This is a genomic window from Kitasatospora sp. NPDC015121 (assembly GCF_055562955.1).
This window is the reverse complement of record NZ_JBVHEH010000051.1, coordinates 1-25,419: the sequence shown is the minus strand read 5'-3', so window position 1 is coordinate 25,419 and position 25,419 is coordinate 1. Positions and strand designations below refer to the sequence as shown.

Below are 25,419 nucleotides of genomic sequence, written 5' to 3'. Positions count from 1 at the left end.
CAGAACTCACCCTTGAGGATCGCTGCATGGCTGGCATCACGCGCGAGGAGGTCGCCCACCTCGCCCGGCTGTCGCGTCTGGAGTTGCAGGCGGAGGAGTTGGACCACTTCGCCGAGCAGCTCGACGTGATCATCGGCGCGGTCGCCCGCGTTTCCGAGGTCGCGGGGCAGGACGTCCCGCCGACCTCCCACCCGCTCCCGCTCACCAACGTGATGCGGGCGGACGAGGTGCGGCCGTCGCTGACCCCGGAGCAGGCCCTGTCCGGCGCTCCGGCCGGCGAGGACCAGCGTTTCCGCGTGCCGCAGATCCTCGGGGAGGACTGACCGAGATGACCGAGCTGATCAAGTACACGGCGGCCGAGACCGCCACCGCGATCGCCAGGGGCGAGGTCACGGCCGTCGAGGTCGCCCAGGCCCACCTGGACCGGATCGACGCCGTCGACAAGAAGGTCAACGCCTTCCTGCACGTCGACCACGAGGGCGCGCTGGCCGCGGCCCGCGCCGTCGACGCCAAGCGCGCCGCCGGCGCCGAGCTCGGCCCGCTGGCCGGCGTGCCGCTCGCGCTCAAGGACGTCTTCACCACCAAGGGCATGCCGACCACCTGCGGCTCGAAGATCCTGGAAGGCTGGGTGCCGCCGTACGACGCCACCCTGACCACGCGCCTCCGGGACGCCGACGTCGTCATCCTCGGCAAGACCAACATGGACGAGTTCGCGATGGGCTCCTCCACCGAGAACTCCGCCTACGGCCCGACCGGCAACCCGTGGGACCTCGGCCGGATCCCCGGCGGCTCCGGCGGCGGCTCGGCGGCCGCGCTGGCCGCCTTCGAGGCGCCGCTGGCGATCGGCACCGACACCGGCGGCTCGATCCGCCAGCCCGGCGCCGTCACCGGCACCGTCGGCGTCAAGCCCACCTACGGCTCGGTGTCCCGCTACGGCCTGGTCGCGTTCTCCTCCTCGCTGGACCAGGGCGGCCCGTGCGCCCGCACCGTGCTCGACACCGCCCTGCTGCACGAGGCGATCGCCGGCCACGACCCGCTCGACTCCACCTCCATCGACGCCCCCGTCCCGGACGTGGTCGCCGCCGCCCGGATGCGCGACGTGCGCGGCATGCGGATCGGCGTCGTCAAGGAGTTCGCCGGCGAGGGCTACCAGGCCGGCGTCATGCAGCGCTTCGAGGAGTCCGTCGAGCTGCTGCGCGAACTGGGCGCCGAGGTCGTCGAGGTCTCCTGCCCGTCCTTCACGCTGGCGATGCCCGCGTACTACCTGATCGCCCCGTCCGAGGCCTCCTCGAACCTCGCCCGGTTCGACGCGATGCGCTACGGCCTGCGGGTCGGCGACGACGGCACCCGCTCCGCCGAGCAGGTCACCGCGCTCACCCGCGAGGCCGGCTTCGGCGCCGAGGTCAAGCGCCGCATCATCCTCGGCACCTACGCGCTCTCCTCCGGCTACTACGACGCCTACTACGGCTCCGCGCAGAAGGTCCGCACCCTGATCTCGCGGGACTTCGACGCCGCCTTCGCGGGCGTGGACGTGCTGGTCTCCCCGACCACCCCGACCACCGCCTTCCGCCTCGGCGAGCGCACCGACGACCCGTTGGCGATGTACCTCGCCGACCTGTGCACCATTCCCTCGAACCTCGCCGGCAACGCGGCCATGTCGCTGCCCTGCGGCCTCGCCCCGGAGGACAATCTCCCGGTCGGCCTGCAGATCATCGCCCCCGCGATGGCGGACGACCGCCTCTACCGCGTGGGCGGCGCCGTCGAGGCCGCGCTCAACGACAAGTGGGGCCACGCCCTGCTGGAGGAGGCACCGGCACTGTGAGCAAGATCGAGAAGGCCAAGGGCTGGAAGCACTCGAAGCCCGGCCTGTGGCTGTCCATCGGCACCAGCGCCTTCGGCGCGATCTCCATCGCCAAGGACATCCGCGGCGCCCGCGCCGACAACGACACCCTCAAGCTGATCAACGCCGTGGTCGGCGCCGCCGCCCTGATCACCGGCACCGCGCTCCTCGTCCGCGAGCTCAAGCGTCTCGGCGACGACGACGTCCTGCTCGGCTGAACACCCATGATGGAAGAAGGGACGCTGTGAGCGTCATGAGCCTGGTCTCCTACGAGGAGGCTCTCGCCTCGTACGACCCGGTGATGGGCCTTGAGGTCCACGTCGAGCTGGGTACCAAGACCAAGATGTTCTGCGGCTGCTCCACCGAGCTGGGTGCCGAGCCGAACTCGCAGACCTGCCCGACCTGCCTCGGCCTGCCCGGCTCGCTGCCGGTGGTCAACGCGGTCGGCGTGGAGTCGGCGATCCGGATCGGGCTCGCGCTGAACTGCGAGATCGCCGAGTGGTGCCGGTTCGCCCGGAAGAACTACTTCTACCCGGACATGCCGAAGAACTTCCAGACCAGCCAGTACGACGAGCCGATCGCCTTCAACGGCTACCTCGACGTGCAGTTGGAGGACGGCGAGGTCTTCCGGGTGGAGATCGAGCGCGCCCACATGGAGGAGGACACCGGCAAGTCCACCCACGTCGGCGGCGCCACCGGCCGGATCCACGGCGCGGAGTACTCGCTGCTGGACTACAACCGGGCCGGCATCCCGCTGATCGAGATCGTCACCAAGCCGATCGAGGGCGCGGGCCACCGGGCCCCCGAGGTCGCCCGGGCGTACGTCGCCGAGCTGCGCGAGCTGATCAAGGCGCTGGGCGTCTCCGAGGCCCGGATGGACAAGGGCCAGATGCGCTGCGACGTCAACCTGTCGCTGCGCCCCAACGGCACCTCGACCTTCGGCACCCGCAGCGAGACCAAGAACGTCAACTCGCTGCGCAGCGTCGAGCGGGCCGCCCGGTTCGAGATCCAGCGGCACGCCACCGTCCTCGCCGACGGCGGGACGATCGTCCAGGAGACCCGGCACTTCCACGAGGAGGACGGCTCCACCACGGCCGGCCGGATCAAGGACAACGCCGAGGACTACCGGTACTTCCCCGAGCCCGACCTGGTGCCGGTCGCCCCGGCCCGGGAGTGGGTCGAGGAGCTGCGGGCCTCCCTGCCGGAGCTGCCCCGGGTCCGCCGGGCCCGGCTGCAGGCCGAGTGGGGCCTGACCGACAAGGACATGCAGTCGGTGCTCAACGCCGGTGCGGTGGAGCCGATCTCGGAGACCATCGCGGCCGGCGCCCCCGCCGACCAGGCCCGCAAGTGGTGGATGGGCGAGCTGGCGCGGCGCGCCAACGAGACCGGCACCGAGCTGTCCGAGCAGCCGATCACCCCGGCCCAGGTGGCCCGGGTGTGCGCGCTGGTCGCCGAGGGCAAGCTCAACGACAAGCTGGCCCGCCAGGTCATCGAGGGCGTCCTCGCCGGCGAGGGCGAGCCGGACGACGTGGTCGCCGGGCGCGGCCTGGCCGTGGTCTCCGACGACTCCGCGCTCGGCGCGGCCGTCGACCAGGCCATCGCCGACAACCCGGACGTCGCCGCGAAGATCCGCGACGGCAAGGTGCAGGCGGTGGGCGCGCTGGTCGGCGCGGTCATGAAGACCACCCGCGGGCAGGCCGACGCGGCGAGGGTCAAGGACCTGATCCTGGAGAAGTTGGCCTAGGTCCGAGTCAGGCCCGAGTAGGTCTGAGTCAAGGCCTGAGGATGGTCTTAGGCGGTCCGGAGGCGGCTAAGGAGGCTCCTTAGGCGTTCCGGGCCCGGTGCCCGCCCCCGACCGGGGGCGGGCACCGCCGTTTTCCCGGCCGGCGGGCCGCGGAGATCGGGCGGACTCCCGATGTCGCGCACCCCCCTGGGGGCGGAGGCTTGACCCCAGAACGCGACGAGGGGAAACACGCGATGTACGAGTACGAGCTGTTCAAGGCGCGGGAGCGCGAACTGCACGGCCGGGCCGCCGCCGAGCGGCTGGCCCGCGAGGCGGTCGGGGAGCGCGGCGGGCTGGTCGGACGGGTGGTGCGGGCGGTGCGCCGGGCGCCCGCCGCGCCGTCCGGGCGGGTGGCGGAGCAGGTCCGCTCCGGCGCCGTGGCGGGCTGCGCGGGATGACCGCGGGACCCGGCCCGTCCACCGGTCGGGATAACCGTTCGGCCGTGTTCGAGGGCTGTGGCATGCTCACGGACATGGAGCAGACAGTCAGCCCGGTCTTCGTCGGACGCGGCCGGGAGACCGGCCTGCTCGCCGCCGCACTGGACCGGGCGGGGGCGGGGGAGCCGCAGGCCGTGCTGATCGGCGGCGAGGCGGGGGTCGGGAAGACCAGGCTGATCGAGGAGTTCCTGGCGCAGGCCGAGGCGGACGGCGCGGTCACCGCGCTCGGCGCCTGCCTGGAGGTCGGCGCGGAGGGCCTGCCCTACGGGCCGCTCTCGGCCGCGCTGCGCCGCCTGCACCGGCGCCTGGGACCGGAGTTGGACGCGGCGGCGGCCGGGCTGGAGGGTCACCTCGCCCGGCTGCTGCCGGACTTCGGGGAGGCCGACGGGGAGGGCAACGACGAGTACGGCCGGGCCCGGCTGTTCGAGCACACCGCCCGGCTGTTCGAGCGCCTCAGCGAGGGGCGGACCCTGCTGCTCGCCGTCGAGGACCTGCACTGGTCCGACCGCTCCACCCGGGAACTGCTCGCCTACCTGGTGCGCACCCTGCACCGCTCCCGGGTGCTGATCGTCGCCACCTACCGCACCGACGACCTGCACCGCCGGCACCCGCTGCGGCCCTTCCTGGCCGAGCTGGAGCGGCTGCGCACCGTCCAGCGGCACGAACTCGAACGGCTCGACCGGCCCGAGGTGGCCGCCCAACTCGCCGGCATCCTCGGCCCCGACGCCCCCGGCCGGGACGTGGTGGACCGGATCCACCGCCGCTCCGAGGGCAACCCGTTCTTCGTCGAGGAACTCGCCACCGCCTACCGCGACGGCTGCCTGGCCTGCGTCACCGAGTCGCTGCGCGACATCCTGCTGGTCCGGGTCGAGGCCCTGCCCGAGGAGACCCAGCGGATCGTCCGGATCGCCGCCGAGGGCGGCTCCCGGATCGAGCACGCCCTGCTCGCCGCCGTCGTCGCGGAGAGCGGCGCGGGCGGCGAGGACGCGCTGATCTCCGCGCTGCGCACCGCCGTCGGCGCCAACATCCTGCGCCCCGACACCGACGGCGAGGGCTACCGGTTCCGGCACGCGCTGGTCCGCGAGGCGGTCTCCGACGACCTGCTGCCCGGTGAGCGGCAGGCCGTCAACCGGCGCTTCGCCACCGTCCTGGAGGCCGACCCCGAACTGGTCCGGGCCGAGCAGCGCACCGCCCGGCTCGCCGACTACTGGTACCGCGCCCACCAGCCCGCCCGGGCGCTGCCCGCCGCCCTGGAAGCGGCCCGGGTCGCCCGCCGGCGCAACGCCTTCGCCGAACAGCTCACCATGCTCGAACGCGCCATCGAGCTCTGGGAGACCGTCTCCGAACAGGTCCTCGCCACCACCCTGCGCCCGCACGACTGGGCCGACACCTACCCGCCGTGCGCCTGCGACGACGGCGAGCACGACGGCTGCGACCGGCTCCAGCTCGTCGACGTGCTCGCCGAGGCGGTGGTCGCCGCCCGCCGGGCCGGCGACCGCGACCACGGGCAGAGCCTGGCCCGCCGCGCCCTCGCCCTGGTCGACGAGGAGCGCAACCCGCTGCGCGCCGCCTGGTTCCGGCTCCAGCGCGCCAAGATGCTCGACCACCTCAAGCGGCTCGGCGGCCTGGAGGAGATCACCTACGCCCAGCGCCTCGTCCGCGACCTCGGCCCGACCGCCGTGCAGGCCGAGGCGCTCGCCCTGGAGGCCGCGCACGGCCTGCTCCGCAGCCCGAGCACCGAGGCGGTGGCCACCGCCGAACGCGCCGTCGAGATCGCCCGGCAGGTCGGCGCGCCCTCCGTCGAGGTGCACGCCCGGGTCACCCTGGCCGGCCTGCTCGGCGACTTCGACGACCCCGAGCGCGCCGTCGCCCTGCTCACCGAGGCCGTCGAACAGGCCCGGCCGCTCGGCAACGACGACGTCCACACCCGCGGCCTGAACAACCTCGCCAGCATGCTGCTCTCCTACGGCCGCGCCGCCGACGCCGTCACCGCCGCCCGCGAGGGCCTGGAGGCCGCCCGCCGCAGCGGACTGCTGCTCAACACCGGCCCGATCCTCACCGGCAACCTCGCCGAGGCGCTGCTCGCGGTCGGCCGCACCGAGGAGGCCGCCGCCGTCCTCGCCGACTGGGACGACAAGCCCGAGGCCGACACCCACGGCGAGTTCATGGACCGGCTGCGCGGCGAACTCGCCCTGCTGCGCGGCGCCTTCGCCGAGGCCGAGACGCACTGGCAGACCGCCCAGGCCAGCGGGGGCGGCGGCTCCCAGCCCCAGCACGTGCTGCCCACCGCCGCCCTCGGCATCCGGATCGCCGTCCGCCTCGGCCGCCCCGACCAGGCCCGCGAACGGCTCGCCGAAGCCCTCGACGGCACCGTCCTGACCGGCCAGGACGGCCACCTGCTCCCGCTGCTCGCCCACGCCGCCGAGGCCGAGGCCGACCAGTACCCGCGCACCCCCGACGGCGAGGCCGCGCTCGCCCGGATCGCCGACCTCGCCGCCCGGCTCACCCCCCGCTGCGCCCTCGACCGGGGCTGGGCCGCCCTGCTGGCCGGCGAACTCGCCCGCGCCGCCGGCCGCCCCACCGCCGCCCACCGCCGCAGGGCCCTCGCCGAACTGCGCACCACCGACCTGCCCGGACCGCTCACCCGCGCCCTGCTGCGCACCGCCGAGGACGCCGCGGCCGGCGGCGACCGCGAGGAGGCCGCCGCCCTGCTCCGCGAGGCCGTCGAACTCGCCGACCGGGGCGGCGACCTGACCACCCGGCAGGACGCCGACCTGCTCGCCGAACGCCTCGGCCTCGGCGGCCGCCGGGGGGCTCCCGCCGAGGACGGCCTCGGCCTCACCCCCCGCGAGCGCGACGTGCTGCGCCAACTCGCCCTCGGCCGCAGCAACCGGCAGATCGCCGAACGGCTGTTCATCTCGCCGAAGACCGCCAGCGTGCACGTCTCCAACATCCTCGCCAAGCTCGCCGTCGGCGGCCGGGGCGAGGCCGCCGCACTGGCCCACCGGCTGCGGCTGTTCCCCGAGGAGGCCGCCGCCGGCGGCTCCTGAGCCCGGCCCCGGCGGTCCCTGGGCCGGCCCGGACCCCCGCCGCGCGCCCGTCCGCCTGAGCCGAACGGGCGATCCCGCTCCCAACCGGCTCCCCGCCACCTGCGGTTCATTACTCTAAGTCAAGCGGACGTGCCAGTGCGTGACCGCAGTGGTGTAGGGTCCGAAGCGGGAACACCGGTACGGCCGCGGGCCGGAGGGGGAGATGTCGATTGAACTCCACCGAGTCGGTGCCGCCTGTCCCCAGCCCGCTCCGCCGGCTGACCGCCGCGCTGCTCGTGCTGCTCTGCGCCGGGTACGCCGCGGGCGCCGCCGTCGGCTGGGGGTCGAGTGAACTCGCGCTGGTGATGGGGGACTTCGGTCTCGCCGGGGCGGCCCTCGCGGCCGCCCTGTCCTGTCTCGGGCACGGGGTCGCGGTCGGCGGCCACACCCGGCCCGCCTGGCTGCTGTTCGGCCTCTCCTCGGCCATGGTGGCGTTCGGCAACGGCGCCTGGGGCTGGTACGAGGTGGTGCTGCGCGAGCCGCTCCCGCCGGACTCGTCCGCCGACTTCGCCTTCCTGCTGTTCGCCCCGCTGGCCATCACCGGCCTGCTGGTGCTGGCCCAGCGCCCGCGCACCCCGGCCGGCTGGCTCTGCCTGCTGCTGGACGGCTGGCTGGTGGCCGGCTCGCTGTTCACGCTCAGCTGGAGCCTGGCGCTCGGCCGGGTCGCGGCCGGCGACGGCGACGACCCGCTGAAGCTGGCCCTCGGCCTCGGCTACCCGGTGCTGGACATCCTGCTGGTCAGCCTGGTGGTCGGCCTGCGCTTCCGCGGCCGGGACGGCAACCGGGCCGCCGTGCACACCGCGATGATCGGCCTCGCGCTGACCGTGGTCTGCGACGCGCTGTTCACCACCCCGCAGTTCCACAGCGACTACCACTCCGGCGAACTGCTCGACGCCGGCTGGTTCGCCGGCTCGCTCCTGCTGGCCTGGGCCCCCTGGCAGCACGGCCGCCGCCCGTCCCGCCAGCACCCCTCCGCCCAGGGCCTGCCGCGCCGCCGGGTGGCCTCCACGTTCAGCGCGCTCACCCCGTACGCGGCCGCCGCCGTCTGCACCGCCGGGATCCTCTACAACGCGCTCGGCGGCCGCCCGCTGGACCGGGTGATGCTGGCCGCCGCCAGCACGGTCGGCCTGGCGCTGATCGTCCGGCAGGGCGTGATGCTGCTGGACAACCTCTCGCTGGCGCAGGAACTCGCCACCAAGGAGGCGCACTTCCGCTCCCTGGTGCAGGGCTCCAGCGACGTCATCATGATCGCCGGGCCGTCCGGGGCGCTGTCCTACGTCAGCCCCGCCGCGCTGCGGGTCTACAACCGGGACCCGGAGGACCTGGTCGGCGGCAACCTGCTCAACCTGGTCCACCCCGAGGACGTCGACCGGGTGCTGGCCGAGGTCCGCCGGATCCTGGCCCGCACCAAGGGCGCCCGGTTCAGCAACGGCGAGCCCTCGGCCCGGGTCGAGTGCCGGATCCGCTCCGGCGAGGGGGAGTGGCTGCACGTGGAGTCCACCGTCAACCCGTACCGCGACGGCCTGATCCTGAACAGCCGCGACATCACCGAACGCGTCCGGCTGCAGGCCCAGTTGCAGCACAACGCGTTCCACGACCCGCTCACCGACCTGCCCAACCGCGCCCTGTTCGCGCACCGGGTCCGGGCCGCGCTCTCCGCGCAGGGGCCGGTCGGCACCGCCGTCGCGGTGCTCTTCCTCGACCTGGACGGCTTCAAGGCGGTCAACGACAGCGCCGGGCACCAGGTCGGCGACGAACTGCTGGTGCAGGCCGCCCGGCGGCTGCAGGCCGCCGTCCGCAGCGAGGACACCGTGGCCCGGTTCGGCGGCGACGAGTTCGCCGTGCTGGTGCGCGGCCGGCTCGGGCACCCGCAGGTCCGCGACCTGGCCGAGCGGATCCGCGGCGCGCTCTCCGAGCCGTACTGGATCGGCGGCGCCGAACTCGGCGTGGCCGCCTCGATCGGCATCGCCTTCGGCCCGGACGCCCCGCTGCCGGTGCCCGAACCCGCCGCCGTGCCCGCCCCGGCCCGCGCCCACGCGCCCGCCCACGCGCCCGCCCCGGCCCCGGGCCGCGTCCACGGGGCCGCCGGGCCGGAGACCGGCCAGGACGCCGCCGGGGCCGCCGCCGACGAACTGCTGCGCGACGCCGACCTGGCGATGTACCAGGCCAAGTCGAGCGGCAAGGGCCGGGTGGTGCTCTACACCCCCGCGATGCGCGCCGAGCTCGACCGCCGCACCGAACTGGAGGAGCGGCTCCGGGCCGCCGTCCGGGAGGGCTCCTTCACGCTGCTGCACCAGCCCGTGGTCGAGCTGGCCGGCGGCCGGCTCACCGGCGTCGAGGCGCAGGCCCGCTGGCGCTCGGCCGGCGGCCTGCTGCTCACCCCCGCCGAGTTCCTGCGCACCGCCGAGTCCGGCGACGCCGCCACCCGGTTCACCCGCTGGCTGATCACCGAGGCGGTCGCCGCCGCCGCCCGCCGCCGCGCCGACGGCCCGGCCGCCCCGCCCGTCCCGGTCACCGTCCGGCTCGCCGCCGAGCGGATCTGCGCCCCCGGCGTGTACGAGACGCTGGCCGGCGCGCTGCGCGACACCAAGCTGCCGCCCGAGCTGCTGGTCCTGGAGGTGGCCAGGACCGGACCCGACGCGCTCGCCGACGAGCTCGGCCGCCGGCTCGCCGCGCTGCGCGGCCTCGGCGTCTCCACCGCGCTGGCCGGGTTCGGGGCCGGCGGCGGCTCGCTCGGCGCCCTCGTCCGGCTCCCGTTCGACGCCCTCAAGCTCGACCGCAGCCTGGTCCAGGACATCGCCGAGTCCACCCTCACCCGGGCGCTGGCCGGCCACGCGCTGCGGCTGGGCCGCGACCTCGGCCTGGTCACCGGCGCCGACGGCGTCGACCACCCCCGGCAGGTCGCCGTCCTGCAGGAGCTCGGCTGCCGGCGCGGCCAGGGCCTGGCCTTCGACCGCCCGCTGGACGAACTGCGGCTGCGCCGGGCCCTGCTGCGCCGCGGCTACCCGGTGCCCCGCCAGCCGCAGGGCGGGCCCGGCCCGGGCCGCCGCCCGCTGCTCACCCCGGACCCGCGAACGGGTGGTCGCGCCGAGCCCGCCGCCGCCCGCCCGGGCCCCCCGCACCCCGGCCCGGACCTGCCGCGACGGCACGCCGTGGGCGGTCCGACCGGCGGCCCGCATGGTGAGACGTCGGTTCCACCAGCTTGACACCCGCCACTGCGTGGGAGGAAGGTCGGTGCCATGACCACCCGAATTCTCGTACTTGGCGGGCGCGTCGGCTGAACCAGCCTGACGCGCCTCCCCCTCGCATGCCCTGGGCACGAGGGGTTTTTTGTTGCACGAACGCCGGTTGGCCATCGCAGCAGGACTGGCCTCAACCACCTGAAATCCGGACGATTGAGGCAGAGCCGGAGACCGGCCGGGAACCGTCCAACGGCCCGGACCGACGCCCCCCGAGCAGAACCCGAGAAGAGACAGGCAGATGACTGAGCACGCCGCAACCCCCCGCCGCGGGGACCACCCGGCCGCCCACGCTCCGGGTCCCCAGACCACCGAGACCATGACCGGCGCGCAGTCGCTCATCCGCTCCCTCGAAGCCGTGGGCGCCGACACGGTGTTCGGCATCCCGGGCGGCGCCATCCTCCCGGCGTACGACCCGCTGATGGACTCCACCAAGGTCCGGCACATCCTGGTCCGGCACGAGCAGGGCGCCGGCCACGCCGCGACCGGCTACGCGCAGGCCACCGGCCGGGTCGGCGTCTGCATGGCCACCTCGGGCCCCGGCGCGACCAACCTGGTCACCCCGATCGCCGACGCGTACATGGACTCGGTGCCGATCGTCGCGATCACCGGCCAGGTCGCCTCCAAGGCGATCGGCACGGACGCCTTCCAGGAGGCGGACATCTGCGGCATCACGATGCCGATCACCAAGCACAACTACCTGGTGACCGACCCGGCCGAGATCCCGCGGGTGATCGCCGAGGCCTTCCACATCGCCGCCACCGGCCGCCCCGGCCCGGTCCTGGTCGACATCGCCAAGGACGCGCTGCAGGCGCAGACCGTCTTCCGCTGGCCGGCGGAGACCGCGCTGCCCGGCTACCGCCCGGTCACCAAGCCGCACGCCAAGCAGATCCGCGAGGCCGCCAAGCTGCTGGTGGGCGCCAAGCGCCCGGTGCTGTACGTCGGCGGCGGCGTGCTCAAGGCCAACGCCGGTGCCGAGCTGCGGATCCTCGCCGAGCTGACCGGCGCGCCCGTGGTCACCACCCTGATGGCGATCGGCGTCTTCCCGGACAGCCACCCGCAGCACCTGGGCATGCCCGGCATGCACGGCTCGGTCCCCGCCGTCACCGCGCTGCAGAAGACCGACCTGCTGTTCACCCTGGGCGCCCGCTTCGACGACCGGGTCACCGGCAAGCTCGACTCCTTCGCCCCGAACGCCAAGGTCGTGCACGCCGACATCGACCCGGCCGAGATCGGCAAGAACCGCCCGGCGGACGTCCCGATCGTCGGCGACGCCCGCGAGGTGCTGGCCGACCTGATCGTCGCCGTCCAGGCCGAGTTCGACGCCGGCCACCGGGGCGACTACACCGACTGGTGGGCCCGGCTGGACGAGTGGAAGAAGACCTACCCGCTGGGCTACGAGCCCGCCCCCGCCGGGCAGCTGTCGCCGCAGCAGGTGATCGAGCGGATCGGCCAGCTGGTCGGCCCGGACGCGATCTACGCCGCGGGCGTCGGCCAGCACCAGATGTGGGCCAGCCAGTTCATCCGGTTCGAGAAGCCCGCCACCTGGCTCAACTCCGGCGGCGCCGGGACGATGGGCTACGCCGTCCCCGCCGCGATGGGCGCCAAGGCCGGCAAGCCGGACGTCCCGGTCTGGGCGATCGACGGCGACGGCTGCTTCCAGATGACCAACCAGGAACTCACCACCTGCACCCTGAACAACCTGCCGATCAAGGTCGCGGTCATCAACAACGGCTCGCTCGGCATGGTCCGCCAGTGGCAGACCCTGTTCTACAACCAGCGCTACTCCAACACCGTGCTGCACTCCGGCCCGGGCCACGACGGCATCGAGCCGCCCGCCCAGGGCACCCGGATCCCGGACTTCGTGCTGCTCTCCGAGGCGATGGGCGCGGTCGGCCTGCGCTGCGAGCGCCCCGAGGACCTGGACGACGTGATCAAGCAGGCGATGGAGATCAACGACCGCCCGGTGGTCATCGACTTCATCGTGCACCAGGACGCGATGGTCTGGCCGATGGTCGCCGCCGGCACCAGCAACGACGAGATCCAGTTCGCCCGGGGCGTGCGCCCCGACTTCGGCGACGACCTGGACTGACGGACCACCGGACCCGAAAGCGATGACCACCATGTCCAAGCACACCCTGTCCGTCCTGGTCGAGAACAAGCCCGGCGTGCTCGCCCGGATCGCCTCGCTGTTCTCCCGCCGCGGCTTCAACATCGACTCGCTCGCGGTCGGCCCGACCGAGCACCCCGACATCTCCCGGATGACCATCGTGGTCAACGTCGAGGAGCTGCCGCTGGAGCAGGTCACCAAGCAGCTCAACAAGCTGGTCAACGTGATCAAGATCGTCGAGCTGGACCAGTCCCAGGCGGTCCAGCGCGAGCTGGTCCTGGTCAAGGTCCGGGCCGACGCGGAGAGCCGCTCCCAGGTCACCGAGATCGTCCAGCTGTTCCGCGCCAAGACCGTCGACGTGTCGCCCGACGCGGTGACCATCGAGGCCACCGGCTCCTCCGACAAGCTGGAGGCCATGCTGCGGATGCTGGAGCCGTACGGCATCAAGGAGTTGGTGCAGTCCGGCCTGGTCGCGATCGGCCGCGGCGCCCGCTCGATCACCGACCGCTCGCTGCGCGCGCTGGACCGCTCCGCCTGACGCGGCCCGCCGCGACCCGTCCCACAACCTGAGCACTGCCATCGAAGACCGCCGGGTGCGCCTACGGTAGGAACCCCGGCATCACCATCACGCAAGGAGATGTGCCCCCGTGGCCGAGCTGTTCTACGAAGACGACGCCGACCTGTCCATCATCCAGGGCCGCAAGGTCGCGGTCATCGGCTACGGCAGCCAGGGCCACGCCCACGCGCTGTCGCTGCGCGACTCGGGCGTGGACGTCCGCGTCGGCCTGCTGGAGGGCTCGAAGTCCCGCGCCGCCGCCGCCGAGGCCGGCCTGCGCGTGGTCACCCCGTCCGAGGCCGCGGCCGAGGCCGACGTCATCATGATCCTGGTTCCGGACCCGATCCAGGCCGACGTCTACAAGGACGCCATCGAGCCGAACCTGAAGGCGGGCGACGCCCTGTTCTTCGGCCACGGCCTGAACATCCGCTTCGGCTTCATCCAGCCGCCGGCGGACGTCGACGTCTGCATGGTCGCCCCGAAGGGCCCGGGCCACCTGGTCCGCCGCCAGTACCAGGAGGGCCGCGGCGTCCCGTGCATCGTGGCCGTCGAGCAGGACGCCACCGGCAAGGCCTTCGACCTGGCGCTGTCCTACGCCAAGGGCATCGGCGGCACCAAGGCCGGCGTCATCAAGACCACCTTCACCGAGGAGACCGAGACCGACCTGTTCGGCGAGCAGGCCGTCCTCTGCGGCGGCACCGCCGCCCTGGTGAAGGCCGGCTTCGAGACCCTGGTCGAGGCGGGCTACCAGCCCGAGATCGCCTACTTCGAGTGCCTGCACGAGCTGAAGCTCATCGTCGACCTGATGTACGAGGGCGGCCTGGAGAAGATGCGCTGGTCGGTCTCCGAGACCGCCGAGTGGGGCGACTACGTGACCGGCCCCCGCATCATCACCGCCGACACCAAGGCCGAGATGAAGAAGGTCCTCGCCGAGATCCAGGACGGCACCTTCGCCAACACCTGGATCGCCGAGTACAAGGCCGGTCTGCCGAAGTACAACGAGTACAAGAACGCGGACAGCGAGCACCTGCTGGAGACCACCGGCAAGAAGCTCCGCAAGCTGATGAGCTGGGTCGACCAGGAGGCCTGAGCCTCCCCCGTCGCGGTTCATCGCGGTTGTACAACAAGGCTGCTCCCGTCCGGGTGATTTCGCCGGACGGGAGCAGTCCCCGCACCACCCCGCCGATAGACTCCGAACCACGCGTCAGGCCCACAGCGTCGTGCGTCTAGCTACGCGACATGCCACCTTCCCCCGCCCTGTGCGCGCCACCTCCGTGCGGCGGGGAGAACCGGACAGTTAAGGACACACTGTCGTGAGCAAATCTGTCGTACTGATCGCCGAAGAGCTGTCGCCCGCCACCGTCGACGCGCTGGGCCCCGACTTCGAGATCCGGCACTGCAACGGCGCCGACCGCGCCGAGCTGCTGACCGCCATCGCCGACGTGGACGCCATCCTGATCCGCTCCGCCACCAAGGTGGACGCGGAGGCGCTGGCCGCCGCCAAGAAGCTGAAGGTCGTCGCCCGGGCCGGCGTCGGCCTGGACAACGTCGACGTCGCCGCCTCCACCAAGGCCGGCGTGATGGTCGTGAACGCGCCGACCTCCAACATCGTCACCGCCGCCGAGCTGGCCTGCGGCCTGCTCATCTCGGTCGCCCGCAACATCGCGCCCGCCAACGCCGCGCTCAAGGGCGGCGAGTGGAAGCGCAACAAGTACACCGGCGTCGAGCTGAGCGAGAAGGTGCTCGGCGTGGTCGGCCTCGGCCGGATCGGCGTGCTGGTCGCGCAGCGGATGTCCGCGTTCGGCATGAAGATCGTCGCCTACGACCCCTACATCCAGGCCGCCCGCGCGGCCCAGATGGGCGTCAAGCTGCTCTCCCTGGAGGAGCTGCTGGAGGTCGCGGACTTCATCACCGTCCACCTCCCGAAGACCCCGGAGACCATCGGCCTGATCGGCGACGAGGCGCTGCACAAGGTCAAGCCGAGCGTGCGGATCGTCAACGCCGCCCGCGGCGGCATCGTCGACGAGGAGGCCCTCGTCCGGGCGCTGCAGGAGGGCCGGGTGGCCGGCGCCGGCCTGGACGTGTACGCCAAGGAGCCGTGCACCGACTCGCCGCTGTTCGCCTTCGACAACGTGGTCGCCACCCCGCACCTGGGCGCCTCCACCGACGAGGCGCAGGAGAAGGCCGGCATCGCGGTCGCCAAGTCGGTGCGCCTCGCGCTGGCCGGCGAGCTGGTGCCGGACGCGGTCAACGTCCAGGGCGGCGTGATCGCCGAGGACGTCCGCCCGGGCCTGCCGCTGGCCGAGAAGCTCGGCCGGATCTTCACCGCGCTGGCCGGCGAGGTCGCCGTCCGGCTGGACGTCGAGGTCCGCGGCGAGATCACCCAGCACGACGTCAAGGTGCTCGAACTCTCCGCGCTGAAGGGCGTGTTCGAGGACGTGGTGGCCGAGACGGTGTCGTACGTCAACGCCCCGCTGTTCGCCCAGGAGCGCGGCGTCGAGGTGCGGCTGACCACCTCCAGCGAGTCGCCCGAGCACCGCAACGTGATCACCGTCCGCGGCACCCTGGCCGACGGCGGCGAGGTGTCGATCTCCGGCACGCTCTCCGGCCCGAAGCAGACCCAGAAGATCGTCGGCGTGGACGGCTTCGACGTCGACGTGGCGCTCACCGACCACATGGCGTTCTTCCACTACGAGGACCGCCCCGGCGTGGTCGGCACCCTCGGCCGGATCCTCGGCGACGCCGGCATCAACATCGCGGGCATGCAGGTCGCCCGGGACGGCGACAGCGCGCTCGCCTCGATCACCGTGGACACCGAGGTGTCCCAGGAGGTGCTGGCCGAGATCGCCGCCGCGATCGGCGCCCGGTTCGCCCGCTCGGTGAACCTGGGCTGACCTCCCGGCACGCCCCGAACGGCCCTTCCGACCTTGAGGCGGAAGGGCCGTTCGCATACCCGGGAGTGAATCCCGTCTCAGATACTAGGAAATCCAAGTAAATCTGCTGACCTCCGGGCCCGACCGTCGTACCGTGGAGTAGTCCTACGGTGAGCCACCCCCGCGACTACGGGGAGCGTGGCCCGCAGGCCCGTACGCGGTGCGGCAGGCGACCCCTGCTCGGCGTACCCCCGCTCTCCCCTCCAGCGCGCCGCAGCGCCCCCGCACCAAGGAGCCCGGTATGCCGTTCGTCGCAGACCGCACCACCGCCACCACCGCCACCGCTTCCGCCGCCGCCCGCGCCGCCCAGGCCCCGCGCCGCCGCCGCGCCCTCCCGGCCGACCCCCGCACCGCCGCCGCCCTGCAGCGCGCCCTCGACCGCCGCGACAACAGCGCGCCGACCGGCGGCTGACCCCACGGCGCGCGCTGCGCCGGACGGGTGACGGTGTGTCACCCAAGGAGTGAAGCTCCGCCCCCGTCCCCGCGGCTGCTCCTAGTTTGGGGCCGTGCGCACCCCCCTCGGTCTCCTCGCCGCCCTCGCCCTGCTCGCCCCGGCCGTCGCCCCCGCGACGGCGGCCGCCGCCCGGCCGGGGGAGGGCCCGAGCACCGCCGTGTTCCTGGAGCTCGGCACCGAACCCGCCGCCACCGCCTGGCAGCGGGCCCGGGACGACGCCCGCCGGGACCTGCGCACCCCCGACCAGACCCGGCGCGCCGCCGCGAGCGCGGGGCGGGCCCAACGGGCCGCCGCCGACCGCTCGTTGGACGCCCTCACCGCCGCCCTGCGGCGCGCCGCCCCCGACGCCCGCCCGCTCTACCGCACCCGCACCCTGGTCAGCGGCCTCGCGCTGCGGCTGCCCGCCGCCGAACTCCCGCGACTGGCCGCGCTGCCCGGCGTCCGCGCGGTGCGCCCGGTCGCGCTCAAGCGGCGCGCCAACGGGTACTCGGTGCCGCTCACCGGCGCCCCCCGGGTCTGGGACGGACCCGCGGGCCGCACCGGCGAGGGCGTCCGGATCGGCGTCGTCGACTCCGGCATCGACTACACCCACGCCGACTTCGGCGGCCCCGGCACCGTCGAGGCCTACCGCGCGGTGGACGGCGCCGCGCCCGCGCCCCCCGGCCTCTTCCCCAACGCCAAGGTGACCGGCGGCAGGGACCTGGTCGGCGACGACTACGACCCCGACCCCGCCTCGCCGCACCACCAGCCCGAACCGCACCCCGACGACAACCCGCTCGACTGCGCCGCCAACGGCCACGGCACCCACGTGGCCGGCACCGCCGCCGGACTCGGCGTCACCGCCGACGGCAAGCCCTACCGCGGCCCCTACCGGCCCGGCCTCGACCCCGCCGACTTCCGGGTCGCCCCCGGCGCGGCCCCCGGCGCCCAGCTGTACGCCATCAAGGTGTTCGGCTGCGACGGCTCCACCGACCAGCTCGCCGCCGCCCTCGACCTGGCCGCCGACCCGGACGGCGACGGCGACCTCACCGACCGCCTCGACGTGGTCAACCTCTCGCTCGGCAGCCCCTACGGCCGCCCCGGCGACGCCGACGCGCTCGCCGCCGACCGGCTCGCCGCCCTCGGCACCGTGGTGGTCGCCGCCTCCGGCAACGAGGGCGACGTCTACGGCGTCGGCGGCAGCCCCGGCACCGCCGCCCGGGTGCTCACCGCCGCCGCCTCGGTCGACGAGCACGGCGACGCCGACGGCGTCACCGTGCTCGCCCCCGCGAGCCTGGCCGGGAACGTCCCCGCGCACTGGAGCAGCAAGTACACCCGCTGGGACGGCCCCGAGGTCAGCGGCGAACTCGCCGTCCCCGCCGACCAGTCCGACGGCTGCGCGCCCTTCACCCCGGCCGACGCCGACCGGCTGCGCGGCAAGGTCGCCGTGCTGCGCTGGACCACCAAGGACCCGGACCGGGCCTGCGGCTCCGCCCCGCGCGCCGACCACGCGGCCGACGCCGGCGCGGTCGGCGCGCTCTACGCCGCCGACGGCGACAACCTCGGCGAGATCGCCGGCGACGACCGGATCCCCGCCGCGATCCTGGCCCGCGCCGACGGGACGCGACTGCTGGCGGCGCTCGACGACGGCCCGGTCACCGTCCGGCTCGCCGCCCCCGGCAACCCGCTGCACGGCGCCGTCCCGCAGGACCAGCCGCAGCGCACCGACACCCTGGCCTCCTTCACCTCCCGCGGCATCGGCGTCGACGGCGTGGTCAAGCCCGACCTGGCCGCCCCCGGCGAGACCATCTGGTCCGCCAAGGCGGGCAGCGGCTCCGGCGGCATGCGCGAGGACGGCACCTCGATGGCCACCCCGCACCTGTCCGGACTGGCCGCCCTGGTCCGCGCCGCGCACCCCGACTACGGCGTCACCGAGGTCAAGGCCGCGCTGATGGACACCGCCACCGACACCTACCTCCACGACGGCCGCACCGGCCCGGTCCACGGCCCCGAACGCACCGGCAGCGGCCGGGCCAGGGTCGACGACGCCGTCCGCACCCCCGTCCTCGCCTACGGCGCGCAGACCGAGGGCGCGGTCGGCGTCTCCTTCGGCGTGGTCGAGGCCACCGGCGCGCTGAGCGCCACCCGCGAGGTCACCGTCCGCAACCTCGGCGAGCGCCCGCTCGGCTACGCCACCGGCTACGCGCCCGCCACCACGCTGCCCGGCGCCGCCTTCGCCGTCTCGCCCGCCCGGGTCGACCTGCCGCCGCACGGCAGCGCCACCGTCACCGTCACGCTCCGGCTCGGCCCCGACCTCGGCCGCGCCCCCGACCCCACCCTCGACCTGCTGCAGGCCGGCCACGCCCGCAGCTACCGCGGCGAACTCTCCGGCCGGCTCACCCTCACCCCCGACGACGGCGGCCTGCCGCCGCTGCGCGTCCCGCTGTTCGCCGCCCCGCGCGCCGCCACCGCCGCCACCGCGCTCGGCACCCCGGCGACCTTCGCGGTCTCCGGGAACCCGCGCCCCGGCCTGCTCAGCGCCCTCCAGCCGGGCGGCGAGGGAGCGCGCTGGCCCGACTGCCCCGCTTCCGACGCCGAGATCTGCGTCGACGACCCCGCCGAGCGCTCCGCCGACCTGCACCACGCGGCCGCCGCCGTCGACGGCCGCGGCACCCTCTACCTCGCCGCCGTCCTGTGGGCCCCCGCCGCCACCCCCGCCGGCCCGCTCGGCGTGCGCGCCTCGATCGACGCCGACGGCGACGGCACCCCCGACGCCACCGTGCTCGCCGACCGCCTCAAGGGCAGCGACGTCCTGATCGCCCGCACCCTGGACGCCCGCACCGGCGCCCAGCTCGACGTCCAGCCGCTCAACGGCCGCTGGGGCGACACCGACACCGCCCTGCTCGACTCCGACACCCTGCTCCTCCCCGTCCGGCTGTCGGCCCTGCCGCCGCTCACCCACCCCCGCTACACCCTCTGGACCGGCCCCTCCGCCGACCCCGCCGAAGCCCTCGACACCCTCGGCCCCTACCCCCTGGACCCCACCCGTCCCACCCCCGTCCTCACCCCCACCCACCCCGGCCAGGTGCTGCACACCCCGCTCGCGAACGCGCTGGTGATCCACCACCTCAACCCGGTCGGCAACCGCGTCCAGCTCTTCGCCCCGAAGGGCGACCCCGGGCGGGAAGCCGCCCGGTAGCCTGGTCGGACAGGCCAGAATCCCCACCATGGGAGCACTGATGAGCGTCGACCCGGACCCGTACCCGGACTGGCTCCGCCCGCCCGTGGGCGGCTACACGGCCGACGACCTGGACCGGTTGCCGGACCTCCCGCCGCACACGGAACTGATCGACGGGAGCCTGGTTTTCGTGAGTCCGCAGATGAGGTTCCACATGCGGGTGATGCGCCTCCTGGAGTACGCGCTGGTCGCTGCGGTTCCCCCGGGATGGGAGGTGCTGCGCGAGATGTCGGTCAAGATCGACACCCGCAACCGGCCGGAACCGGACCTCATGGTCGTCAACGAGGAGGGGAACACGGGTCAGCACCAGACCTACAGCCTGGCGGCTGACGTCCTGCTCGCGGTCGAGGTGGTCTCCGACGAGTCGCGGACCCGCGACCGCGAGGTCAAGCCCCGCAAGTACGCCGCCGCGGGGATCCGCTACTTCTGGCGGGTGGAGAACGTCGACGGCCGCCCCGTCGTCTACACCTACGAGCTGGATCCGGCGACCGACCGCTACACCCCCACCGGGATCTTCCACGACCGCCTCAAGGTCGAGCAGCCGTTCCCGGTCGAGGCCGAGCTGCTCTGACGGCTCGTCCGCATGGTGGACGGCCCGTGCCCAGGCCGTGGGACGGGTTGTACTGTCCGAGTATGTCTCGCACCATTCGTCTCGCAGTGATCCCGGGTGACGGCATCGGCCAGGAGGTCGTGGCCGAGGGCCTCAAGGTGCTCCGCGCCGCCCTGCCCTCCGACACCAAGCTGGAGACCACCGAGTACGACCTCGGTGCACGGCTGTACCACCGGACCGGGGAGACCCTCCCGGACGCGGTGCTGGAGGAGCTCAAGGGCCAGGACGCGATCCTGCTCGGCGCCATCGGCGACCCGAGCGTGCCGTCCGGCGTGCTGGAGCGCGGGCTGCTGCTCAAGCTGCGGTTCGCCTTCGACCACCACATCAACCTGCGTCCGGGCAAGCTCTTCCCGGGCGTGAGGTCGCCGCTGGCCGGCGAGCCGGACATCGACTTCGTGGTCGTCCGCGAGGGCACCGAGGGCCCGTACGTCGGCAACGGCGGCACGCTGCGCACCGGCACCCCGCAGGAGGTCGCCACCGAGGTGTCGCTGAACACCGCGTTCGGCATCGAGCGGGTCGTCCGGGACGCCTACCGCCGGGCCCAGGCCCGTCCGCGCAAGAAGCTCACCCTCGTCCACAAGAACAACGTGCTGGTGCACGCCGGCCACCTGTGGACCCGGATCTTCGAGCAGGTCGGCCGGGAGTTCCCCGAGGTCACCACCGACTACCTGCACGTGGACGCGGCGACGATCTTCTTCGTCACCCAGCCCGAGCGCTTCGACGTGATCGTCACCGACAACCTGTTCGGCGACATCCTCACCGACCTCGCCGCAGCCGTCACCGGCGGCATCGGCCTGGCCGCGTCGGGCAACATCAACCCGAGCGGCGACTTCCCGTCGATGTTCGAGCCGGTGCACGGCTCCGCCCCGGACATCGCCGGCCAGGGCAAGGCCGACCCGACCGCCACCGTGCTGTCGGTCGCCATGCTGCTGGAGCACCTCGGCTTCACCGCGGAGGCCGCCCGGGTCGAGGCCGCGGTCGCCGCGGACCTCGCCGAGCGCTCCGGCACCCGCTCCACCTCCGAGACGGGCGACGCGCTCGCCGCCCGAGTATCCGGCTGACCGGCCGGACGACAATCTCCGGCCGGTGGGCCGGTTCATAGCGCGAGCACAGCCGTCCGGCTGTTCGGCACGGCCCCCTGGATGCGAGTATCGACAGTGGGCCGTGCCGTCATGCGTTTTCCCCCGCCCGACGGTGGCCGGCCCAGCCCACACCCACGGTGAAGGACAGACAGTCATGAGCACGCCCACCCCGGCGCCCATCCCGTTCGACCTCAAGCCCTCCGCGCACCCGCTGTCCGACCAGGAGCGCGAGGCCCGACTGGCCAACCCCGGTTTCGGCCGCGTCTTCACCGACCACATGGTCACCATCCGCTGGACCGAGGGCCGGGGCTGGCACGACGCCCAGCTGACGCCGTACGCGCCGCTGGAGATCGACCCGGCCAACATGACGCTGCACTACGGCCAGTCGATCTTCGAGGGCCTCAAGGCCTACCGGCAGGCCGACGGCTCGATCGCCACCTTCCGCCCGGAGGCCAACGCCGCCCGCTTCCAGGCCTCCGCCCGCCGGCTGGCGATGCCCGAGCTGCCGATCGAGACCTTCGTCGAGGCCGTCGAACTGCTCGTCCAGCAGGACCGCGCCTGGGTGCCCAGCCAGCCCGAGCAGAGCCTCTACCTGCGGCCGTTCATGTTCGCCACCGAGGTCGGCCTGGGCGTCCGCCCCGCCAACTCGTACGTCTTCATGATCATCGCCTCGCCGGCCGGCGCGTACTTCTCCGGCGGGGTCAAGCCGGTCTCGGTCTGGCTCTCCGAGGACTACGTCCGCGCCGCGCCCGGCGGCACCGGCGCGGCCAAGTGCGCCGGCAACTACGCCGCCTCGCTGGTCGCCCAGGCCGAGGCCGCCGCCAAGGGCTGCGACCAGGTGGTCTGGCTCGACGCCGCCGAGCACAAGTGGGTGGAGGAGATGGGCGGCATGAACCTCTACTTCGTCCTCGGCGAGGGCGAGAACGCCACCGTCGTCACCCCCGAGCTCTCCGGCGCCCTGCTCCCCGGCATCACCCGCTCCTCCCTGCTCACCCTCGCCGCCGACCTCGGCTACGGGACCGAGGAGCGGCGGATCTCCACCGACGAGTGGAAGCGCGGCAACGCCGACGGCACCATCACCGAGGTCTTCGCCTGCGGCACCGCCGCCGTCATCACCCCCGTCGGCCACGTCAAGTCCGCCTCCGCCGACTGGACCGTCGGCACCGGCGAGCCCGGCCCCGTCACCATGCGCCTGCGCGAGTCCCTGCTCGCCATCCAGGGCGGCCAGACCCCCGACACCCACGGCTGGATGCACACCATCGCCTGACCCCGGACCGCCGGCCCGGGCATTTCATGGCGGAATGCCCGGGCCCGGTAGCCTCGGAAGCGCTCCACTCGTTGAACGGACCGGATAGGAGGGAGGGACCATGACCGCCGAGATGTACGACGCCGACGTCTGGCGCAGCCCGGAGGACGACCTCCTCGACGCCTTCCTGGCCCTGGACACCCCGCAGGGGTTCAAGGCCGAGATCATCGAGGGAGAGATCATCGTGACACCGCCTCCGAACGGCGAGCACGAGACCGTGATCGGGCGGATCGTCCGGCAGGTCTTCCAGCAGGCTGCCGCGGACCTGGACTTCGCACCGGGAACGGGCGTGATCGTGCCCGGCGGACGGTACATTCCGGACGGCGCGTTCGCGGCCCGCGGCGGGATGATGGGCCGTGAGTCGTGGGCCAAGCCCGACGGGCTGCTGATGGTGGTCGAAGTGACCTCCGGAAATCCGGCCAAGGACCGTGAGTCCAAGCGCAAGGGCTATGCCGCGGCGGAGATCCCGCTGTACCTCCTGGTGGACCGGAAAGCAGGCCAGGTGGTGCTGTACAGCGGCCCGGCCAAGGGCGACTACACCGCGACCGCCATGGTGCTGGTGGGGAAGCCGCTGCCGTTGCCCGGGCCGTTCGGCTTCGAGCTCGACACCGCCGACCTCTTCGCCTGACCCGTTCCGGATGGCGAGACGCCGGTGCCCGCGGGCGGGGCGTGTGCAAGACTGCGAGGGTGTCCTCGCTTTCGCTGATTATTAGCAGCAGGCGCGCCGGTCCGCAGTGACCGCTCCGACGGCAACACCCTGACCGCGGAGCGACCACGAGCGTCCAGACCCGCGCGCAGACCTCTCGCACCCGCGAGGGGTCTTTTGTTTTGCCCCCGGACCGGCACCGGACCCCACGAGGGGACGGAGACACCGGGGACGCGCGCGGGATGCTGGACAGTGGAGCCGGATTCCGATCCCGGCAGCAGCAGTACCTCCACCGAACGGAGAACCCAGGGCCATGACCGAGGCCAACGGCCGTCCCAGCGACGGCTTCCACGTCTTCGACACCACGCTCCGCGACGGCGCCCAGCGTGAGGGGATCAACCTCACCGTGGCGGACAAGCTGGCGATCGCGCGCCACCTGGACGAGTTCGGGGTCGGCTTCATCGAGGGCGGCTGGCCGGGCGCCAACCCCCGGGACACCGAGTTCTTCGCCCGGGCCCAGGCCGAGCTGGAGTTCAAGCACGCGCGGCTGGTGGCGTTCGGCGCGACCCGCCGGGCCGGCGGGAAGGCCGCCGAGGACCCGCAGCTGGCCGCGCTGGTGGCCTCCGGCGCGCCGGTGGTGACGCTGGTGGCGAAGTCGCACGACCGGCACGTGGAGCTGGCGCTGCGCACCACGCTGGAGGAGAACCTGGAGATGGTCCGGGACAGCGTGGAGTACCTGCGCGCCCGGGGCCGGCGGGTGTTCATCGACTGCGAGCACTTCTTCGACGGCTACAAGGCGAACCCGGAGTACGCCCTCGCCGTGGTGCGCACCGCGCACGAGGCGGGCGCGGACGTCGTGGTGCTGTGCGACACCAACGGCGGCATGCTGCCGTCCGGGGTGCGCGACATCGTCGCCACCGTGCTGGCGGAGACCGGCGCCCGGCTGGGCATCCACGCCCAGGACGACACCGGCTGCGCGGTCGCCAACACGCTGGCCGCGGTCGACGCCGGGGCGACCCACGTGCAGTGCACGGCCAACGGCTACGGCGAGCGGGTCGGCAACGCCAACCTGTTCCCGGTCGCGGCGGCGCTGGAGCTCAAGTACGACCGCCGGGTGCTCCCGGCCGGCGCGCTGGCCGAGATGACCCGGATCTCGCACGCCATCGCCGAGGTGGTGAACCTGGCGCCGTCCACCCACCAGCCGTACGTGGGCTTCTCGGCGTTCGCGCACAAGGCGGGCCTGCACGCCTCCGCGATCAAGGTCGACCCGGACCTGTACCAGCACATCGACCCGGAGCTGGTCGGCAACACCATGCGGATGCTGGTCTCCGACATGGCGGGGCGGGCGTCGATCGAGCTGAAGGGCAAGGAGCTGGGCTACGACCTGTCCAGCGACCGCGACCTGGCGGGCCGGGTGGTGGCCCGGGTGAAGGAGCAGGAGAACCTCGGCTACACCTACGAGGCGGCGGACGCCTCGTTCGAGCTGCTGCTGCGCGACGAGGTGAACGGCGGCGAGAAGCTGCGGTACTTCGAGCTGGAGTCCTGGCGGTCCATCAGCGAGCAGGGCCCGAAAGGTTTCGCGGGCAACGAGGCGACCGTGAAGCTGTGGGCCAGGGGCGAGCGGAAGGTCGCCACCGGCGAGGGCAACGGCCCGGTGGACGCGCTGGACAAGGCGCTGCGGACGGCGCTGGAGCCGATCTACCCGGCGCTGGCGAAGCTGGAGCTGGTGGACTACAAGGTCCGGATCCTGGAGGGCCAGCACGGCACCGGCTCGAAGACCCGGGTGCTGATCGAGTCCACCGACGGCACCGCGACCTGGTCGACGGTCGGCGTCGCGGACAACGTGATCGCGGCGTCCTGGGTGGCGCTGGAGGACGCCTACACCTACGGGCTGCTGAGGGTCGGTCAGCAGCCCTAGCGGCGGCTGGTGCACGGAAGTGCCCAGGGGGCGTGCGGAAGGCTCCGCACGCCCCCTTCTGGCGTGTCCATTACCCCTGTCGAGGCTCCGTCACCGCGGCCCCGTCACCGGAGTCGGGCGAGGAGGGCGTGTTCGACGAGGGTGATGAGGGCGCTCTTGGCGCTGTCGCGGCGTCGGGCGTCGAGGGTGATGATGGGGA

At 73.6% G+C, this 25,419-nt stretch carries 18 protein-coding genes and 1 pseudogene; 18 read left to right on the top strand and 1 reads right to left on the bottom strand.

Annotated elements, in window-relative coordinates; all coding sequences use genetic code 11:
- The first annotated feature begins 26 nt into the window (after positions 1-26).
- The 18 genes from gatC to cimA all read left to right on the top strand — a co-directional run bounded on the left by gatC (position 27) and on the right by cimA (position 25,220).
- Complete coding sequence (gatC, locus tag ACZ3J7_RS38605) at positions 27-323, top strand: Asp-tRNA(Asn)/Glu-tRNA(Gln) amidotransferase subunit GatC (protein ID WP_465628079.1); 297 nt, start codon at positions 27-29, stop codon at positions 321-323.
- Between the two features lie 5 nt (positions 324-328).
- Positions 329-1,822, top strand: coding sequence for an Asp-tRNA(Asn)/Glu-tRNA(Gln) amidotransferase subunit GatA (gatA, locus tag ACZ3J7_RS38600; RefSeq protein ID WP_465628077.1), 1,494 nt, complete (start codon positions 329-331; stop codon positions 1,820-1,822).
- Complete coding sequence (locus ACZ3J7_RS38595) at positions 1,819-2,058, top strand: hypothetical protein (RefSeq protein WP_014138190.1); 240 nt, start codon at positions 1,819-1,821, stop codon at positions 2,056-2,058. Before gatA ends, ACZ3J7_RS38595 begins: the two co-directional genes overlap by 4 nt.
- Positions 2,059-2,084: 26 nt before the next feature.
- Complete coding sequence (gene gatB, locus ACZ3J7_RS38590) at positions 2,085-3,584, top strand: Asp-tRNA(Asn)/Glu-tRNA(Gln) amidotransferase subunit GatB (RefSeq protein WP_465628075.1); 1,500 nt, start codon at positions 2,085-2,087, stop codon at positions 3,582-3,584.
- 233 nt (positions 3,585-3,817) lie between these two features.
- A complete protein-coding gene (locus ACZ3J7_RS38585; protein ID WP_465628073.1) occupies positions 3,818-4,021 on the top strand; it encodes a hypothetical protein in 204 nt (67 codons plus the stop codon).
- Between the two features lie 74 nt (positions 4,022-4,095).
- Positions 4,096-7,110 (top strand): helix-turn-helix transcriptional regulator, encoded by a 3,015-nt coding sequence (locus ACZ3J7_RS38580; RefSeq protein ID WP_465628071.1) that lies wholly within the window; start codon positions 4,096-4,098, stop codon positions 7,108-7,110.
- A 209-nt stretch (positions 7,111-7,319) separates the two neighbouring features.
- The gene (locus ACZ3J7_RS38575) at positions 7,320-10,355 is read left to right on the top strand and encodes a putative bifunctional diguanylate cyclase/phosphodiesterase (protein ID WP_465628069.1); all 3,036 of its coding nucleotides are present in this window, start codon (positions 7,320-7,322) and stop codon (positions 10,353-10,355) included.
- Between the two features lie 274 nt (positions 10,356-10,629).
- Positions 10,630-12,480: an acetolactate synthase large subunit gene (locus ACZ3J7_RS38570; protein WP_465628067.1), complete on the top strand. Its 1,851-nt coding sequence runs from the start codon at positions 10,630-10,632 to the stop codon at positions 12,478-12,480.
- Positions 12,481-12,511: 31 nt separating this feature from the next.
- On the top strand, positions 12,512-13,036 hold the full coding sequence (gene ilvN / locus ACZ3J7_RS38565; RefSeq protein ID WP_033259134.1) for an acetolactate synthase small subunit: 525 nt from the start codon (positions 12,512-12,514) through the stop codon (positions 13,034-13,036).
- Between the two features lie 109 nt (positions 13,037-13,145).
- Entirely contained in the window at positions 13,146-14,144 is a 999-nt protein-coding gene (ilvC, locus tag ACZ3J7_RS38560; RefSeq protein WP_014138197.1) for a ketol-acid reductoisomerase, read from the top strand.
- Positions 14,145-14,367: 223 nt separating this feature from the next.
- On the top strand, positions 14,368-15,948 hold the full coding sequence (serA, locus tag ACZ3J7_RS38555; RefSeq protein ID WP_465628065.1) for a phosphoglycerate dehydrogenase: 1,581 nt from the start codon (positions 14,368-14,370) through the stop codon (positions 15,946-15,948).
- Between the two features lie 280 nt (positions 15,949-16,228).
- Positions 16,229-16,399: a hypothetical protein gene (locus tag ACZ3J7_RS38550; protein ID WP_465628063.1), complete on the top strand. Its 171-nt coding sequence runs from the start codon at positions 16,229-16,231 to the stop codon at positions 16,397-16,399.
- A 94-nt stretch (positions 16,400-16,493) separates the two neighbouring features.
- The gene (locus ACZ3J7_RS38545; protein WP_465628061.1) at positions 16,494-19,619 is read left to right on the top strand and encodes a S8 family serine peptidase; all 3,126 of its coding nucleotides are present in this window, start codon (positions 16,494-16,496) and stop codon (positions 19,617-19,619) included.
- A gap of 28 nt (positions 19,620-19,647) precedes the next feature.
- Positions 19,648-20,229, top strand: a complete 582-nt coding sequence (locus tag ACZ3J7_RS38540) for a Uma2 family endonuclease (protein ID WP_465628059.1) — start codon at positions 19,648-19,650, stop codon at positions 20,227-20,229.
- A 62-nt stretch (positions 20,230-20,291) separates the two neighbouring features.
- Entirely contained in the window at positions 20,292-21,329 is a 1,038-nt protein-coding gene (locus ACZ3J7_RS38535; protein WP_465628058.1) for a 3-isopropylmalate dehydrogenase, read from the top strand.
- A gap of 175 nt (positions 21,330-21,504) precedes the next feature.
- Positions 21,505-22,617, top strand: a complete 1,113-nt coding sequence (locus ACZ3J7_RS38530) for a branched-chain amino acid aminotransferase (RefSeq protein WP_465628056.1) — start codon at positions 21,505-21,507, stop codon at positions 22,615-22,617.
- Between the two features lie 100 nt (positions 22,618-22,717).
- On the top strand, positions 22,718-23,284 hold the full coding sequence (locus ACZ3J7_RS38525) for a Uma2 family endonuclease (RefSeq protein ID WP_465628054.1): 567 nt from the start codon (positions 22,718-22,720) through the stop codon (positions 23,282-23,284).
- 331 nt (positions 23,285-23,615) lie between these two features.
- The gene (gene cimA / locus ACZ3J7_RS38520; protein WP_465628053.1) at positions 23,616-25,220 is read left to right on the top strand and encodes a citramalate synthase; all 1,605 of its coding nucleotides are present in this window, start codon (positions 23,616-23,618) and stop codon (positions 25,218-25,220) included.
- A gap of 104 nt (positions 25,221-25,324) precedes the next feature.
- Here cimA and ACZ3J7_RS38515 read toward each other — a convergent pair.
- Positions 25,325-25,419: pseudogene (locus tag ACZ3J7_RS38515) on the bottom strand (ATP-binding protein); the annotation flags it as partial.